We start from the raw sequence: 15,578 nt of genomic DNA, 5'->3' as shown, positions 1-15,578 counted from the left end.
GAACACGACCGCAGCCCATCGCCACGGTCGTCGTTTTGGAGCGGGTGATGGGAATCGAACCCACGCATCCGGCTTGGAAGGCCGGTGTTCTACCACTGAACTACACCCGCATTTCATCAAGTTTGCCTGAAGTTAGGAAATGGTCGGGGTGACAGGATTTGAACCTGCGACCTCCTCGTCCCGAACGAGGCGCTCTACCAAGCTGAGCCACACCCCGAAAGAACAGAATCTATTACATTGGCTGGCGATTTTTCAAAACTGGTGCGGTCGGCGAGACTCGAACTCGCACGGCCTTACGGCCACTACCCCCTCAAGATAGCGTGTCTGCCAGTTCCACCACGACCGCATGTTTTCATCCGCTTGGTGCGGGTGGAGGGACTCGAACCCCCACGCCAGAGGCGCTAGATCCTAAGTCTAGTGCGTCTGCCAATTCCGCCACACCCGCATAGAGATCCGGAGGCGACCGGCCCGTTACCCAACCGGCACCAACCGGCCTATGTGGGAAAAACCGCCGCTGATTGATATCGCGATGATGTGGTGAGCCATCCAGGACTCGAACCTGGGACACCCTGATTAAAAGTCAGGTGCTCTACCAACTGAGCTAATGGCTCGCAATGGCTGGGGAGGTAGGGATCGAACCTACGCATCACGGAGTCAAAGTCCGTTGCCTTACCACTTGGCTACTCCCCAGCGTCATGGGGCGACCAGTGGGAATCGAACCCACGAATGCCGGAGCCACAATCCGGTGCGTTAACCACTTCGCCATGGCCGCCATAATAATGGCGGAGCTGACGGGACTCGAACCCGCGACCTCCGGCGTGACAGGCCGGCGTGAACTCCAACTTCACCACAGCTCCGCGTAGGAAGGGGAGTATTCCCCGTATTTGGTGGACGGTGACGGGATCGAACCGCCGACCCCCTGCGTGTGAAGCAGGTGCTCTCCCGCTGAGCTAACCGTCCATATTGGTGACCCGTAGGGGATTCGAACCCCTGCATGCCAGCGTGAAAGGCTGGTGTGTTAAACCACTTCACCAACGGGCCACGTAACATTATTCCGGACTCGGTCACTTCGAAGACCTTCTGGCGGAGAGAGCGGGATTCGAACCCGCGCGGGGCCATTCGACCCCCTAACGGTTTAGCAAACCGTCCTCTTCGGCCACTTGAGTATCTCTCCAGGAAAAGATGGCTCCTCAGGCAGGACTCGAACCTGCAACCTACCGGTTAACAGCCGGGCGCTCTACCATTGAGCTACTGAGGATCGTTTCGAAGCGACATCTATTATTATACTGAATCGATGTCATGTTTGCAAGTGGTTTTTTATTTTCTTTTTGCTGTTTCCTTATGCCCAGTCTCGCTGAGACGATATATAAATTAACACAGACATCGAATCGATGTCAATAGGGAAAATACATTTTTTTGGACCATAAAATACACCGGCAAAAGGAAATTCTACCTTTTTCCCATACCCCCCAAACAGATCGGCCGATTTCCGCTTCCTGCTTGGCAACGAACATCGATGACCGACTTTTGCCGTCCGACCATCTCTTGCAGTATACCCCAAAATCCCTTAGTGAAATGGCATCCACCCTTTTTACAGAAACTGCCGCCTAAAAGCCCACGGCGACCATAGGGAGTGCCTGTGGTACTTCAGCCGTGTGGAGTCTCAACATTGTGTATCGCTGTAACTCAACGACACATGTTGATTGCCAAGCACACATGCGCCCCATTTTCTTTCCGTCTCGAGAGGTCCGATTTCCCGCCTGAACCCGCAAAACGGGTATGGTGAATACCGCCCACTTGTTTTCCCGCCTCGCTCTCCCTGCGCCCTAAAAGGAAGCAGGTGATGGCCGCTCCGACCCGGTCAGTGCAGGACGCGGGCAAAATGCGCTTCGCTGAGAGGAAGTTGCCCGCGATTCATTCCTGCGTTATTCCGGGTCTTTGCTCCACCGGGTTTAGGTCTGCTTCTTTGGGAAAGCATTTTGCCCACACACGGATTCACCAGACACGCCCTTTATCGCTCACGGGAAATCGGCCATACCTATCTTCAGCCTGCGAATGTCCGGTCATGCCCTGCGCTGCATGATCCCGACAAAAAAATTCATATATCATCGGCTTTTTGTGGGTTCCTTTAGCGCTGCTTGAGAACCGATCCGGAAAAGTCCGGTTGCAACAGCTCTTCCGGTCGGATGATGTTGCGAAATCCGAAGGTTGCCGGTTTTTTCGCATCTGCTCCCTCATACGCCACCGCTTCCACCCGAACAATTGATTTGACGTTCAGACAGTTGCTCTCCCCTTGTGGTACATACAATCGCACAGGATATCCCTTTTTCAGCGGGCGACCGTTTTTCCGGTACAGCAAAAATGCATCTTGGAGGTCAGTTACGGGTATTTCAGCCTGAAAATCATCTGCTCCCCAAAAGCGCAAGTGGGTGGTATCAAGCCGCAACCCCACACGCCTGAGCAAAACCTGCAACCGTAATGCGTTCCCCTTCACTCCCGGTACCCATTTTTCCGGTTCGACCGTTTCGTCATCCATCCGTCGGAATTCCTCGTAAGTAAAAGAAGCCGGCTTGAGGACCGTGCCATCCACTTCGATCGTCCACGACGAACGCATCCATCCCTCTCCTCTCTTTCTTTTTATCCCCGGCAGGGGACGCGAAATCACCCTGCCTGGACAGCGTTGCCTGACGGATTTTGCCTAAATCGCTTATGGTGTGTGTGGTCATTCGCGAACTGGAGAGAAAGGTGCCAAAATCCCCCGAGCGACCTTTAAGCGTGCACGTGAAGTAAAGGAAAACTCATTCATGGATCAGACCCGCTCTCTAGTGCTCCGTCTGGCCTTTCAAGAGATCCAAAGCATGCGGCAATACGTCCAACACCGCCTTCAAACATTCTGCGGCCCCTTTGGGACTGCCGGGCAAGTTGAGAATCAGGGTGTGTCCCCGTGTTCCTGCCACAGCCCTGGACAACATCGCAAACCGTGTTTTGGCAATCGTGGCGGCGCGCATGGCCTCCGCCAATCCGGGTACTTGACGTCGAATGACGGACAACGTCGCCTCAGGCGTCACGTCTCTGGGGCCGAGCCCCGTTCCGCCCGTGGTCAACACCAAGTCCAGTTTTTTCTCATCTGTAAAATGGATCAACATCTCACGGATGGCATCCATGTCATCCGGAATGATTTCATACGCTTCCACTTCTCCGTCGATGCGCTGCACCAGCTCGCGAAGCACTTGCCCGCTTCGGTCCTCGCGCTCACCGCGCGCCCCCTTATCACTGATGGTCAGTATCCCTACGCGTCGCATGCGTTCACTCTCCCTTTCGGATGAAATCGCCACTTTTGCCCCCCGTTTTACGAATCAGGCAAGTCTGTTCGACGGTGATCTCTTTATCAATGGCTTTGCACATGTCGTAGACGGTCAAAGCAGCGATACTGACCGCCGTGAGTGCCTCCATTTCCACTCCGGTGACGCTGTCGGTTTTCACTTCTGCTTCAATGACGAGCACAGAATCCCCTTCCTCGGAAAAACGGAGGTCAACACCGCGGAGGGGAATCGGATGGCACATGGGAATCAGTTCCGACGTTTTTTTGGCGGCCATGATCCCGGCCACCTGGGCCACGGCCAACACGTCTCCTTTTTCCATGTTCCCCTGACGAATACGGCTTAATGTTTCCGGCTTCATGCACACGCGTGCCCGCGCCACAGCGACACGCCGCGTCACCGGTTTTCCGGATACATCCACCATTTTGGCCCGTCCCTGTTCGTTGAAGTGCGTCAACTTTTCCACGCTATCGTCACTCCTTACCCGCCGATATAGGACATCTCCACTTTCTTTTTCCTGTTCGTCGCCTGGCCCCGTTCTTCCGAATATCGATCCGTGCGGTTTCGCCAAATCTCCGCGATCCATCGGCGTATCTCTTCATCCGGAGCGCCCCCTCTCAACAAGGAGCGCAAGTCGTGCCCCTTTTCGGCAAACAGGCACGTAAACAGTCGGCCGTCGGCCGATAGTCTCGCCCGCGTGCACGTGCCGCAAAACGCATCCGTCACGGAAGAAATCACGCCGGTCTCCTCATCGGTTCCTGCGTATCGGTATCGGTCGGCCACTTCTCCGTAATAGCGGGGCGGAATGGATTCCAATGGCATCTCACGGTGTATCCGTTCCAATATTTCCTGTTTGGATACCACCTGATCCCGGCGCCATCCGTTGGTACTTCCCACATCCATATATTCGATAAAGCGCACAACGTGACCGGTTCCGCGAAAATGGCGGGCCATCGGCACGATTTCTCCGTCGTTGACGCCTTTTTGCACCACCATATTCACCTTGACGCCCAACCCTGCATCCGCCGCGGCCCGGATGCCGTCCAGCACCTGCCGGACGCCGGCAACCCCGCCGTTCATGCGGTGAAACACCGCATCATGGATGGCGTCGAGGCTGACGTTGATCCGCTGCAATCCCGCCTTTTTTAGAGCGGCCGCGTATCGGGGAAGCAACACCCCGTTGGTCGTCAACGCGATGTCTTCAATGCCCTCCACTTCATTCAGCATCCGGATCAAATCGGGCAAGTCACGACGGAGCAGCGGTTCGCCTCCCGTTATCCGAACCTTTCTCACCCCGAGGGAAGCGAACAGACGAACCAAGCGAACAATTTCTTCCAACGTCAACAACGCCTCTTTCGGAAGAAACGGGTAATCCGGTCCAAACACTTCTTTCGGCATGCAATATGTACAACGGAAATTGCACTGATCGGTCACCGATACGCGCAAATCGCAAATCGGCCGCTGATACCGGTCCAGCGGACGACTCAATTGGCCGGGCATTGGCCCCACACCCTTTCGATCACAAGCTGCCGATCATTTCCCCACTCTTCCCGCACCGATAACCCCCTGACATTTCCAAACGCATACGGAAAGAACGGGACTGCAACACGTCGACCAACAAACGTCCCATCGGTGACCGGAGCCAATCCCTCGGTGCGACAAATTGGACTTCCTCTTCCCACGCGGGAACAAAGAGCAAGCCGAATTCGCGCGCCACTGCCGGACATCCGATGCCGATATCCGCAGATCCCACAGCGATGGCAGCGGCAATCTGCCGGTCGTTTGCCGCCACTCGATAACCTCCCCGCAAGTCTTGCGGCCCGATCCCCCAATCGGACCATTGCGCCTCCAACCATTGCCGGGAACGGGTGCCACGGGGGTGGACCAGCAATTGAGCTCCCTGCCTCAACCATTCGCCAATGGACCGATGGCCGGAATCGGGTTGCATCATCCACCCGCGGACCCGACGCCATCCATGGATGCACACCCATGACGCCTCATTTGCTTCCGCTTCCTCCGTTCCTGACATGTCGCCCGCCGACATCACGAGGTGACAGCGTCCTTCCCGCAGCGCATGCCAAGCTTCCTCCCGACCCATCGGCAAAGGAAGGAGGGTGAATCCGGAGATATGAGACGATATCCGATCTGCCAGCACATCCAACCCGACATCAGTCTCACCGGCTACCAACAGCCGGTTCTCCCATGAACCACGGGGATGGATCATCTCCACGGATACGCATGTACCGGCCTTCCACCCACTGTGGTCGATCGGTACGCGAAGCCAACCATCCGCCCGGGACAGCGAGGAAGCCACTCCTGCCCCTTTGGCCAAAGGATAAGCCACCCATTCGCCCCGAACCTCTCCAACAGCGACACGTACGAAATCTTCCGCTCCCGTTTTGACCGCCACGTCCGCTCCCAATCGGACGCGGACTTCATTTGCTTTCCCGATCGGTGTACCAAACCATTTTTCGATCAGCGGTCGCACGAACCATTGGAGACCGAGGTAGGCGGAAACGGGATAACCCGGGAGACCCACTACTGGTTTCCCTTCCACTATGCCAAGAATGACCGGTTTTCCCGGGCGTGTCGCCACACCGTGCTGAAGAACGCGGCCCAACTTCTGAATAACGGAAACGGTATAATCTTCCGAACCGGCAGAAGATCCGGCATTCAGAACAACCATGTCACATTTTTTGACAGCAGACTGTACGGCCTGAATCAAGCGTTCCGGCTCATCGGGCACAATCCCCCGATAATCCGGAACGGCTCCCCACTCGCGCAGATAACCCGATATCACGGTTCCATTACTTTCCACGATTTGCCCACGCTCAGGGGCCTGCCCGGGCATCACCAACTCACTGCCCGTCGGTATTACGCCGACGCGCGGAAGCCTCCAAACCGAAACTTCCTCCACACCGGAGGCCAACATCACGCCCAAATCGATCGGACGAATGCGATGGCAAGACGGAAGAATCATTTCTCCCGCGCATACGTCTTCTCCTGCCATCCGCACATGCTTCCATGATGGAACGGGTCTGAAAATCTGCACCCGCTTTTCATCCACGACCCCGATCTGTTCGACGGGAATGACCGCATCAGCGAAATCGGGCAACGGATCTCCCGTGTCGATCCATACCGCTTCCCGGCCCAGGGACAATTGCACCGGTTTGTCCGGTGTGGCTTGCGCCGTCATTTCCGCCCGAACGGCAACGCCGTCCATCGCAGCCAAGGGCCATTCCGGAACGGATCGACGGGCCACCACCGGCTTGGCCGTTACACGATCATGCGCCTTACGGACGGGCACCGTCTCGACGGAAGGGGAAAAGGTAACCTCCCGCAAAAAACGTTCCCGCGCCTCGTCCAACGGGGCCAGTCTCCACTCCGTTTGACGCACGGGCGCTTCACCTCTTGATAGAAAACTTAACATTACTATACCATTGTCCATCATCAGCGTCGAGCTGCGTTTGTTTCCATGAAAAAAGGCCCGCAACGGGGCCGAAGATACAGTTGATCAGGATGGTGCAAGCATTTCTTAATCCCGATCACCGATCAAACGCAATAAGTAATAAAACAGGTTGATAAAGTCAAGGTACAAAGCCAGCGCACCGATAATGGCCGCTTTGGTCACTTCCTCGTCACCGCCGACCACGGACATTTGCTTGATGCGCTGGATGTCGTACGCCGTCAGACCGACGAAGATCAGGATACCCGCGTACAGAATGATGGTATCCAACATGTCGTTTTGCATGAAAATATTGGCGATCGTTGCCAAGATCAATCCTAACAGTGCGAAAAACAGCAAGTTGCCCAAACTGGACAAATCCCGTTTGGTCAGGTACCCGTACAAGGCGAAAATCCCGAAAACACCAGCCGTGACAAAGAAGGTGTAGACAATCGTCACACCGGTGTACGGGGCGATGATCAGCGAAAAGTTGATACCGTTGAGCGCAGCGTACAAAAAGAAGAAGAATGTGGCCGTGAAAGCGGAAATACGGTGCAACATCGAAGGCAACAAGATCAACAGGAGAATTTCCGCCCCCAGAATGCCGTAAAAGACCAGCGGATTCTGCTCAAAATACAAGTATACGTCCGGATTAGCCACCAAAAGAAGACCGATGATTCCCGTCAATGACAAACCGGCGAACATCCAACCGAAGACCTTCATGACAAACCGCTGTTGTGCAACCGCCACATTCGTCCCAGGATTGTAGTGGTATGGATTCAATATGGTGTCCCCTCCAATTTTTGGACTACTACTTTCCAGTATATTCGATCAACCATAGATGATCAAGGAATCACGCCAAATTCTCATCGATGCGAATGAATGCCCCAAATGATTGCCATGCATGCCTCACCCGATCTTTCATGAAGCGTTCTCAACGGATGATGCCAATTCCTTCCGACTGTGATTCCGGCTTTCAATCCATATAATGGTTTCCTTGCAACCGGCAGTTGTACCCGTGGATCAGACGGAAGAACTGGATAATATGACTTAGTATAAAACGGATACGAAAACCGCTGCACCGAACAACCACGCCATGATCTTGCCCCTTGAAATCGTTATCCTGAAGGAATGTGTCACACGTTCTTTCAAGAAATACAGCAGGAGCAACCCCGCGATCAATATGGAAAACAGACTGATATCCAGACTGGTGGATGGACGAAACAACGCGTCAATGACATTCCCCACCTCGGATAATAAAAGATAGGACAGATATCCTGCACTCATCCACCAACCCCAAGTTTTTTTCAACAACATGCCAAATCCGCCAATGACCGGGACCAAACCGATTACCATCACCACAAACAAAAGATACTGATAAGTAACCGTCATTCCCCGACAGCCTCTTATCGGGGTACAGATGGATTCCTGCATACCGATCTCTCCGCCCAGTCCTTGCGTCAGGACAACAACCGATCCGTAGATGATCTGTATGACAGCGAAAATGCGGACACCCAACGGTGTTTTCATCTCTCTCTCCTCTTGTTAACCTGACGTTTTCAATTTTTAACCAAATGATTTTTTGACATACCCTTTCCCCGGATAAGGGGTACACAGAGGTCACTTACTTCAAGGATTACGCAGTGAACCTATCACTTCCTCCGCGTTCGGTTGTTTTTCCAGGGGGGCATCCTCTTCAAAAATCATGTTCTTGATACTTTGCATCTCCCTCACTTATCGAGCTGCTTTATTTACTTCATTTTTTGCGCAATGACCCCACATCTTTCCGTATCAATAAAGTCTCCCCCTCCCATTCCTGTCCCCATCGGACCACAAAAAATGGCCCGATGAGGATATAAAAACGCCACCAATCATCCAAATCATCCCAAATCCTCATCGATGCGAATCAATGCCTCGCGTAAATGATCAGCCAACTTGTTGATCATGTACGCACGCTTGTCCCACGGGAATTCCGGCGTAGCCTGCTGAACGTCGCGCATCTTGCGCTGGTCGTACTCCAAAAAGTTCAAAATGGCTTCACATGCCTCCAACAGATTTTCCCAGTCCTCCACGGAAACTTGGATGGTACTGTTCTCAGCGGATGACGCGTGTTCCATTTCCGACTCTCCTTTCGGTCCCCAATCCAAATCGGCACGTTCGACGCGGACCTTGAATCCTTCTCCGCTTTTCATCAATATGTCCAAGGTTTCATCCAACACTTCCAGTCGTTTTACGATGCGCTCTTCCTCGTCCATTTTCTCCAAGTCCTCGACCAACAATTGAAAAAGCCAATAGGCAATCTCTTGCTCTTTGACCATCCTTTTCACCCTTATCCATCTCGAGGGTTGTATTTCCTGTACCCGACGGCTTTCATTCCGGGAACTTCTCGTAGTAAGCTAGAGACAAAGCTGCCGAATGGGCGTGCCGGGACGAGAATCAACGCGCCCTTGATGATCACAGTTCGGGGAGGGAAGGCGTACGCCTGTATGATGAAAATATCCATCCTATTGTTCGCCGGGATCGCAGAGGCGATCGGTACCCGTCAACTGGATATGGAATTGCCTGATGATACGACTGTCGGTGACTTGTTGGAACATCTGGCGAATCAATATCCGAATGCCGCTCCATTGCTTCGCCAATCGTTTGTATCCATCAACCACGATTACGCCGCTCCGGAACGGTCCATCCCCCCGGAGGCAGAAATTGCGATCATCCCGCCTGTCAGCGGCGGGGAAGAAGTGGAAGATCAGCTGATGATTACGGAAGAGCCTCTTTCTGCCGACTTGCTGATACAAAAAGTCTCCAATCCACATGCCGGGGCGGTGCTGACCTTTGTGGGAACGGTACGCGAGTTTACGCGCGGTCGCCGTACGATCCATTTGGAATATGAAGCATACGCACCGATGGCCCTCAAGAAAATGAAGCAAATCACCGAAGAAATCAGCACACGATGGCCCTCCGCCCGTGTCGCGATGGCACATCGGGTTGGCCGTCTGGACATCGAAGAGATCAGCGTGATCATCGCCGTGGCCACCCCGCACCGTGACGAAGCTTTCGCCGCCGGACGCTATGCCATTGAACGGCTGAAGGCCATCGTCCCCATCTGGAAAAAAGAAAAATGGGAAGACGGGTCGGAATGGATCGGCCACCAACAAGGCCCTTGGAATCCGATGGCTTCGCCGGAAGCGGACGCCGACACGTCTTCAGGAAAGGAGCAATCGCCGTGACGGTGGATCGCGTACGATATTCCAGGCAAATCCTGTTCGCTCCCATTGGAGAAAAAGGCCAAAGCCAACTCCAAAAAGCCCGCGTCGCCATTGTCGGCATGGGTGCACTCGGCTCTGCTCTGGCCAATCACATGGTTCGTTCGGGAGTCGGGTTCGTCCGATTGATTGACCGCGACTTTGTCGAACCCAGTAACCTGCAACGACAAATGCTGTATGACGAATCGGATGCACGAGAAGGCTTGCCCAAAGCGGTGGCTGCAGAACGGAAACTCCGCGCCATCAACTCGGGTGTCCGCCTGGAAGCCCATGTCACCGACCTGACTTGGCAAAATGCCGAATCGCTTCTCTCCGACGTCGATCTGATTTTGGACGGTACTGACAATTTCTCCGTGCGTTTTTTGATCAACGATGTCAGTGTCAAACACGGCATCCCGTGGATTTACGGCGGCGCAGTCAGCTCCCGGGGCATGGTGTTCACAATCCGGCCGGGAATCACGCCTTGCCTCCGCTGTCTGTTTCCGGACCCTCCCGCTCCGGGAACGACCGAAACATGCGATACGGCCGGTGTGATCGGGCCGATCATCCACATCGTGGCCGCTCACCAAGCGGCGGAAGCGCTCAAGTTGTTGGTAAGTGACGAAAAAGCCCTGGACACGCGGCTACGACATTTTGAATGCTGGTACAATCATGATACCGCGATGGATGTAAACCAAAACCGGAAACCCGATTGTCCGGCATGCGGCCAAGGCATATGGGAGTTTCTGGACCCAGCGGACAAAGAACCTCAAGCCGTTTCCCTCTGCGGACGGGACACCGTCCAGATCTCCCCATCCGCACCCCAACCGATGAATCTGGAACATCTGGCGAAACGGCTCGCCCCACTCGGACGGGTGGAGCAAAATCGATTTCTGTTGCGGGTCGATATTGATCCTTATCGATTGGTCGTTTTCCCGGATGGGCGCATTTTGGTTCAAGGAACGCAGGACCCGTCGACAGCGCGTTCTGTCGTGGCCAAATATATCGGGGCCTAACCGCGATTGAGGGAGCCGGAGAATCAGCCGGCTCCCGTCTTCATTTCGTTCCATATAGTTTTGTCTGCGTCATCCACTTTTGACAAGTGCGTCTTTGGCCGTTCTCAACGAGTAAAATCCAGTCCGGCCAACCGCTCCATCACCCGAATCAGTGCATGGGTTCCGTCATCATCCCCACCATAAGCCTGCACTGACCGCAGCAACTGTTGCACCACCGCCGTACCCACCAACGGCAGGTTCATCTGTTCTGCCTCCTGAAGCACGATGCGCAAATCTTTTTGCTGGAAACGGACCGAAAATCCGGGAGCCAGATCGCCTTTGACAATTCGGGGCGCCAGGTTGGCCAACGCCCAGGAACCTCCCGCTCCCTGCTTGGTCACCTCGATCATCTTTTCCAGATCGACGCCCGCTTTTTTGGCAAATGCCAAGGCCTCCACCACGCCCAGCAGATTCAGCCCGCACAAAATCTGGTTGCACGCTTTGACCGTCTGCCCGGCTCCATGCGGACCGCAATGCACGATGTTTTTTCCCATCGCTTCCAATACCGGGCGAACCGTTTCCAATACCTCGGCGTCCCCTCCGACCATGATGGACAGTGTGCCTTCCCGCGCGCCGATATCTCCTCCACTGACAGGGGCATCGAGCATGCGGACGCCTTGTTCCGCGGCACGAGCAGCCAATTCCCGGGTTGCCTCAGGTGCGATCGTACTCATGTCCACCCAGATCAACCCTTCACGGGCCCCTTTCAGCAACCCTTCAGGCCCTTCGGCTACTTCCCGCACATCCGGTGTGTCACCGACACAGGTAATCACCACGTCACTCACTTTTGCCACAGCCCGGGGCGAAGCAGCCGTTTCCGCCCCCCATTCCCTTGCTTCCGCCATTTTCCGTTCGGTCCTGTTCCATACGGTAACCGGAAAGCCTGCGCGGTGAATGTTACGAGCCATCGACCTGCCCATAATCCCCAATCCGATAAAACCGACGCGTAAAGATTGCATCCCGGTCTCCTCCTTATCGTAGCGCTTCTTCCAACCGTGCCCGAATGCTGCGGTTCACCGTCTCCCACAACGACTGATCGGTCAGTATGCGTTCCTTGAATCCGCGAAACACCTCTTTTTGCTTTCTCTCAAACTGGGGATCCGCTTTGTCCGGCAACTGACTTCTCATCTCGTCCACCAACCGCTGTACTTCCGGAGAGCGCGGGCCCCACACCGCCCGTTCCCGTCCTTCCCTGTCAATAAAAATATAGATGGGAATGGAGCGGGATTTGCCGTTGGTCAAATACTGATCCATCAACTCCAAATTCTCGTCACGGATCAGGAAGGAAAGCTCAAATCCTGCCGCCTCCGCGATCCGTTTCAAAACCGCATTGCACAACATGGCATCTCCGCACCAATCCGCCGTGAGCGCAATCACCCGCCATTGTCGATCACGCAACTGCTGGTAGAACAACCGATCTTCATCAGGCAGCCGGTATTGTTCGTATATGTACAGCATGTTTTCTTTGTTCACTTGCATGCCGCCCACATATTCATCCCAGGTCGCGCCCTTTTCGTACCAGCCCCCCAGAAGCTTCATGCGCCTGTCCTCCCTTTCCCGTATTCTGCTTTCATTGTAACGGTTTCCCGATCAAACCGCTAGAAAGGGTTGCATACCACAACTACCATCATAACGCTTTTATATAAAAACCACAATTAACATGTAAAATTATACCCAATAATTACTGATCACACCAAAAGAGGAAAATCCACCGATCCACCTGTAACACATTGTCATTCGAATATTCCTTTTTCCATTTCGAGAGGGATTTTATATTATTGAAATTATAATACTTGTTGTTGTGTAACGCTTTATCCCTTCTTTTTTCATGGCACACAGGAATCACATGCAAAAACCCCCTGCTCCACAGGGGGATAGGGGGTTTTTATTCGTATCACAGATAGACGGAAAACAAATTTACGGGAATCAGTATTGGGAAGGATCGCCATCTTTTTGCGACTTGCCCCACACGATTGGAGCCCGGAGGCACTCCCTATGGTCGCCGTGGAATTCTCGCTTCATCTGACTCCTGGCAACCCGCATCCATCCACGGAGGCTTCGTCATCCTCACCCTGAAGGGATGGTATTTCCCGCCCGCTCCTTCAAACTCATTACTCTGTGATTACGGTTAACAGATGCGGTTTTCCCGATCGGGTGTGCACGCTCACCTCAGTACCGCGCTGTCTGTTCACCACTTCATAGTCCGAAACAGGCTTTCCATCCAACCACACTTGCCGGACGCGCACACCGGCAGGCAGTGTGTGCCCGATGGTCAGCTCCCAGCCCGCGGGAGCAGTTACCCGGGTGGTATACATCTTGTCCGACTTGTTGGCCGCGACACCTGATTTGGCCGTTTCCAACACACAATCGGCTGACGGATAACCCCGGCCACGAGTCGGGAACATCCTGCACCACCGCCAAGCGATGATGCGGCATGTCCGGCCGTACACCCGCAAAATGATGAATCACCGGCCACTGCACGCCGTAGGACGACCAAGCCTGCATAAACATGGCCCGCTCGCGGAAATCGACAAACGGATCATATTCCGGACTTGGGGCGATTTCCGTCAGTGCGCCCGGCATTTCCACATCCAATTCCGAAGCGATCAAGTCCATAAATTTCAAAGCCTGATTTTCGCCCAAACGACCGTAATTGGCTCAATCACGTGAAAATCCGCAGAAAACCGGAAACGGCTCACCTACGGCTTTCTCAGAGACGAAACACGAAGGTCTATGATCAACAAGTCGTTGGGGGGACCGTTTTTTGTTTTCACTAATTGTTATATTACACCATCACATTTATTTTTCTGTTATAATATACTATACCAAACATCCTTCTCAAGGAGTGGCCTTATGAAACTCGAATCACCTCCCCAAACGGTCTGCCCGACCTGCGGATCACCCATTTCACCCGATCAAGAGGCGTTGGATGAATGCTGTACCCAAGAGTGGATCAGACAGCAAATCGCCGAACATTACGCTTGACCCGGTCAACCGGGTTTTTTTGTTTTGCGAGAACCCTTTCACCTGTTTTTCGGATTGTTAAAAAAAAGAACAATATTATATAATATTCCATACAATCCAAATAAATGAGTGGGAGGTCGTTTCATGCGCGGGATCTACAGGGGATTGGCTGTTTTATGTGTCGGTTTGGCAACAGTTGTTACGTTTCTGTCACCGGTGTCAGGGAGTGTGGAAGCGCGGGAAAAAAGTATCGCAACAAACAATGCTCTTGAAACTCCCGTCACTCAAGATGGAAGAAAGGGATTCCGAAAAGCTGAAGCCGATACAAGCGGGATGGTGAAAGAGGCGGGAGGGAAAGCCGCCTACGTGCCCGGTTATCGGGGGACCGGAAAAGGTCACGCATCGGGCAGTGATCCGTTTGTCTCACGATCCATCGGGATCGACTCCGTCATTGGCACGGACGATCGGACCAAGGTGTCCAATACGACTTCCTATCCATACTCTGCCGTAGTCAAAATTGAGACGGATGTGGGTGAATGCACCGGATGGTTGATTGGCCCCCACACGGTGGCAACCGCCGGTCACTGTGTGTTCGATCCCGATTTGAAAAGATGGGTCAGTTGGGCGAGGGTGTATCCCGGTAAAAACGGCAGCACCAACCCGTTCGGTGTTGCCTATGCGACAGGATTCCGGTCCGTTGTCGGATGGACGCAGGATCTGAACCACGAATACGACTACGGGGCGATTCAACTGGATCGGGATATCGGCTACCAGACAGGATGGTTTGGCTACCGTTGGCAATCCTGGTCCTACTCCGGTGAAGCCGAAACAATCGTGGGTTACCCCGGAAGCAAGGACAACGGAACGACGATGTGGAAACACACCGACAAAATCTGGGACGATTCCGACACGAAGTTGTATTACAAAAATGATACGTCTAAAGGCCAAAGCGGAGCCCCTGTATGGCAAACGCGATCCGGTTGCGGAGAATGCGGCATCGGTATACATGCTTACGGGCTGGATCCCGCCATCTCCTCCATCTATAACAGCGGAACCCGAATCAATGAAGTGAGATTCAACAACCTGACCGATTGGAGAAACGAACCGTTGCAATGAAAGGGTGAGAATGATCACGACTGCCAAAAAGGTTGGATTCGCATTGCTGATGTTGTGTCTGATTCCCCTGCTTGCCTTCTGCCAACCAAATGGAAAAGAAACCCCGACCAATGACCGGGATCATTCACAAGGAAACCGGCAAACCGATCTCGATCGGCATCTGGTGACCGTGACCGGAAAAGTGACCGACACCGACGTCCGACCGATCTCGAAAGCGAAATACAGCATTGATTCCATCCGAACCGAAGTACCGTTTTCCATTCCGGAAATGTTGTACTACACCGACAATACGGGTACTTTTACGGACCGGCTTCCCCCCGGTCGATACAAATACACCTTTTTCAAAGAGGGATACGAAACGCACGAACAAACCATAGAAGTGAAAAAGGGTCGAAACAATGTCTTTACATTTCGACTGAAAAAGAAATCAAATTGA

The 15,578-nt window shown here is 53.6% G+C and carries 16 protein-coding genes and 12 tRNA genes; 5 read left to right on the top strand and 23 right to left on the bottom strand.

The window, feature by feature from the left end:
• Positions 1-36 precede the first annotated feature (36 nt).
• The 20 genes from JQC72_RS10910 to JQC72_RS10815 form a co-directional block, all read right to left on the bottom strand.
• A tRNA-Gly gene (locus JQC72_RS10910) sits at positions 37-110 on the bottom strand.
• Positions 111-140: 30 nt separating this feature from the next.
• Positions 141-217: transfer RNA gene (locus tag JQC72_RS10905), tRNA-Pro, on the bottom strand.
• A 42-nt stretch (positions 218-259) separates the two neighbouring features.
• Positions 260-346 (bottom strand) — tRNA-Leu (locus tag JQC72_RS10900).
• Between the two features lie 15 nt (positions 347-361).
• A tRNA-Leu gene (locus JQC72_RS10895) sits at positions 362-445 on the bottom strand.
• Between the two features lie 90 nt (positions 446-535).
• A tRNA-Lys gene (locus JQC72_RS10890) sits at positions 536-611 on the bottom strand.
• Between the two features lie 4 nt (positions 612-615).
• Positions 616-690: transfer RNA gene (locus JQC72_RS10885), tRNA-Gln, on the bottom strand.
• Positions 691-696: 6 nt separating this feature from the next.
• Positions 697-772 (bottom strand) — tRNA-His (locus tag JQC72_RS10880).
• An 8-nt stretch (positions 773-780) separates the two neighbouring features.
• Positions 781-857, bottom strand: a tRNA-Asp gene (locus JQC72_RS10875).
• A gap of 28 nt (positions 858-885) precedes the next feature.
• Positions 886-960 (bottom strand) — tRNA-Val (locus JQC72_RS10870).
• A 4-nt stretch (positions 961-964) separates the two neighbouring features.
• A tRNA-Glu gene (locus JQC72_RS10865) sits at positions 965-1,041 on the bottom strand.
• Positions 1,042-1,081: 40 nt separating this feature from the next.
• Positions 1,082-1,174: transfer RNA gene (locus JQC72_RS10860), tRNA-Ser, on the bottom strand.
• A gap of 9 nt (positions 1,175-1,183) precedes the next feature.
• A tRNA-Asn gene (locus JQC72_RS10855) sits at positions 1,184-1,258 on the bottom strand.
• A gap of 870 nt (positions 1,259-2,128) precedes the next feature.
• On the bottom strand, positions 2,129-2,614 hold the full coding sequence (locus JQC72_RS10850) for a molybdopterin-dependent oxidoreductase (RefSeq protein ID WP_205495555.1): 486 nt from the start codon (positions 2,612-2,614) through the stop codon (positions 2,129-2,131).
• A 208-nt stretch (positions 2,615-2,822) separates the two neighbouring features.
• A complete protein-coding gene (locus JQC72_RS10845; protein WP_205495554.1) occupies positions 2,823-3,302 on the bottom strand; it encodes a MogA/MoaB family molybdenum cofactor biosynthesis protein in 480 nt (159 codons plus the stop codon).
• 4 nt (positions 3,303-3,306) lie between these two features.
• Positions 3,307-3,786, bottom strand: a complete 480-nt coding sequence (gene moaC / locus JQC72_RS10840) for a cyclic pyranopterin monophosphate synthase MoaC (RefSeq protein ID WP_205495553.1) — start codon at positions 3,784-3,786, stop codon at positions 3,307-3,309.
• Positions 3,787-3,800: 14 nt separating this feature from the next.
• Entirely contained in the window at positions 3,801-4,820 is a 1,020-nt protein-coding gene (moaA, locus tag JQC72_RS10835; RefSeq protein ID WP_205495551.1) for a GTP 3',8-cyclase MoaA, read from the bottom strand.
• Between the two features lie 19 nt (positions 4,821-4,839).
• The gene (locus JQC72_RS10830) at positions 4,840-6,717 is read right to left on the bottom strand and encodes a molybdopterin biosynthesis protein (protein WP_205495549.1); all 1,878 of its coding nucleotides are present in this window, start codon (positions 6,715-6,717) and stop codon (positions 4,840-4,842) included.
• 138 nt (positions 6,718-6,855) lie between these two features.
• Positions 6,856-7,548: a Bax inhibitor-1/YccA family protein gene (locus tag JQC72_RS10825; RefSeq protein WP_302104775.1), complete on the bottom strand. Its 693-nt coding sequence runs from the start codon at positions 7,546-7,548 to the stop codon at positions 6,856-6,858.
• Between the two features lie 267 nt (positions 7,549-7,815).
• Entirely contained in the window at positions 7,816-8,295 is a 480-nt protein-coding gene (locus JQC72_RS10820; protein ID WP_205495542.1) for a hypothetical protein, read from the bottom strand.
• Positions 8,296-8,645: 350 nt separating this feature from the next.
• Positions 8,646-9,083 (bottom strand): hypothetical protein, encoded by a 438-nt coding sequence (locus JQC72_RS10815; RefSeq protein WP_205495540.1) that lies wholly within the window; start codon positions 9,081-9,083, stop codon positions 8,646-8,648.
• 171 nt (positions 9,084-9,254) lie between these two features.
• Here JQC72_RS10815 and JQC72_RS10810 point away from each other — a divergent pair, with 171 nt between their 5' ends.
• Entirely contained in the window at positions 9,255-9,992 is a 738-nt protein-coding gene (locus JQC72_RS10810) for a molybdenum cofactor biosynthesis protein (protein WP_205495706.1), read from the top strand.
• Between the two features lie 2 nt (positions 9,993-9,994).
• On the top strand, positions 9,995-11,023 hold the full coding sequence (locus JQC72_RS10805) for a ThiF family adenylyltransferase (RefSeq protein ID WP_205495704.1): 1,029 nt from the start codon (positions 9,995-9,997) through the stop codon (positions 11,021-11,023).
• A gap of 104 nt (positions 11,024-11,127) precedes the next feature.
• Here the strand turns inward: JQC72_RS10805 and JQC72_RS10800 are convergent, their stop codons facing one another.
• The 3 genes from JQC72_RS10800 to JQC72_RS16935 form a co-directional block, all read right to left on the bottom strand.
• Positions 11,128-12,021, bottom strand: a complete 894-nt coding sequence (locus tag JQC72_RS10800; RefSeq protein WP_205495538.1) for an NAD(P)-dependent oxidoreductase — start codon at positions 12,019-12,021, stop codon at positions 11,128-11,130.
• Positions 12,022-12,034: 13 nt separating this feature from the next.
• The gene (locus tag JQC72_RS10795) at positions 12,035-12,601 is read right to left on the bottom strand and encodes a thioredoxin family protein (protein WP_205495536.1); all 567 of its coding nucleotides are present in this window, start codon (positions 12,599-12,601) and stop codon (positions 12,035-12,037) included.
• Positions 12,602-13,173: 572 nt separating this feature from the next.
• A complete protein-coding gene (locus JQC72_RS16935) occupies positions 13,174-13,467 on the bottom strand; it encodes a beta galactosidase jelly roll domain-containing protein (RefSeq protein WP_503629802.1) in 294 nt (97 codons plus the stop codon).
• A 448-nt stretch (positions 13,468-13,915) separates the two neighbouring features.
• On the opposite strand from JQC72_RS16935, the gene JQC72_RS16575 reads away from it, so the two are divergent.
• The 3 genes from JQC72_RS16575 to JQC72_RS10780 all read left to right on the top strand — a co-directional run bounded on the left by JQC72_RS16575 (position 13,916) and on the right by JQC72_RS10780 (position 15,578).
• A complete protein-coding gene (locus tag JQC72_RS16575) occupies positions 13,916-14,047 on the top strand; it encodes a hypothetical protein (RefSeq protein ID WP_302104774.1) in 132 nt (43 codons plus the stop codon).
• Between the two features lie 123 nt (positions 14,048-14,170).
• The gene (locus tag JQC72_RS10785) at positions 14,171-15,142 is read left to right on the top strand and encodes a trypsin-like serine peptidase (RefSeq protein WP_205495532.1); all 972 of its coding nucleotides are present in this window, start codon (positions 14,171-14,173) and stop codon (positions 15,140-15,142) included.
• Between the two features lie 10 nt (positions 15,143-15,152).
• Positions 15,153-15,578 carry a carboxypeptidase-like regulatory domain-containing protein gene (locus JQC72_RS10780; protein ID WP_205495531.1) on the top strand — a complete coding sequence of 142 codons (426 nt, stop codon included), beginning with the start codon at positions 15,153-15,155 and terminating at the stop codon, positions 15,576-15,578.

It is taken from the genome of Polycladomyces zharkentensis, assembly GCF_016938855.1.
GTDB lineage: Bacteria > Bacillota > Bacilli > Thermoactinomycetales > JIR-001 > Polycladomyces > Polycladomyces zharkentensis.
Note: the sequence above shows the minus strand (reverse complement) of the source record. Positions and strands in the feature narration are given on the sequence as shown.

Excerpts from the sequence above, each read along its gene's own strand:
- JQC72_RS16935 (WP_503629802.1), bottom strand. The coding sequence starts at position 13,467 with ATGTTCCCGACTCGTGGCCGGGGTTATCCGTCAGCCGATTGTGTGTTG.
- JQC72_RS10780 (WP_205495531.1), top strand. The coding sequence starts at position 15,153 with ATGATCACGACTGCCAAAAAGGTTGGATTCGCATTGCTGATGTTGTGT.
- JQC72_RS10850 (WP_205495555.1), bottom strand. The coding sequence starts at position 2,614 with ATGCGTTCGTCGTGGACGATCGAAGTGGATGGCACGGTCCTCAAGCCG.
- JQC72_RS10810 (WP_205495706.1), top strand. The coding sequence starts at position 9,255 with ATGAAAATATCCATCCTATTGTTCGCCGGGATCGCAGAGGCGATCGGT.
- JQC72_RS10845 (WP_205495554.1), bottom strand. The coding sequence starts at position 3,302 with ATGCGACGCGTAGGGATACTGACCATCAGTGATAAGGGGGCGCGCGGT.
- JQC72_RS10795 (WP_205495536.1), bottom strand. The coding sequence starts at position 12,601 with ATGAAGCTTCTGGGGGGCTGGTACGAAAAGGGCGCGACCTGGGATGAA.
- JQC72_RS10820 (WP_205495542.1), bottom strand. The coding sequence starts at position 8,295 with ATGAAAACACCGTTGGGTGTCCGCATTTTCGCTGTCATACAGATCATC.
- moaA (WP_205495551.1), bottom strand. The coding sequence starts at position 4,820 with ATGCCCGGCCAATTGAGTCGTCCGCTGGACCGGTATCAGCGGCCGATT.
- JQC72_RS10815 (WP_205495540.1), bottom strand. The coding sequence starts at position 9,083 with ATGGTCAAAGAGCAAGAGATTGCCTATTGGCTTTTTCAATTGTTGGTC.
- JQC72_RS10785 (WP_205495532.1), top strand. The coding sequence starts at position 14,171 with ATGCGCGGGATCTACAGGGGATTGGCTGTTTTATGTGTCGGTTTGGCA.
- JQC72_RS16575 (WP_302104774.1), top strand. The coding sequence starts at position 13,916 with ATGAAACTCGAATCACCTCCCCAAACGGTCTGCCCGACCTGCGGATCA.
- JQC72_RS10800 (WP_205495538.1), bottom strand. The coding sequence starts at position 12,021 with ATGCAATCTTTACGCGTCGGTTTTATCGGATTGGGGATTATGGGCAGG.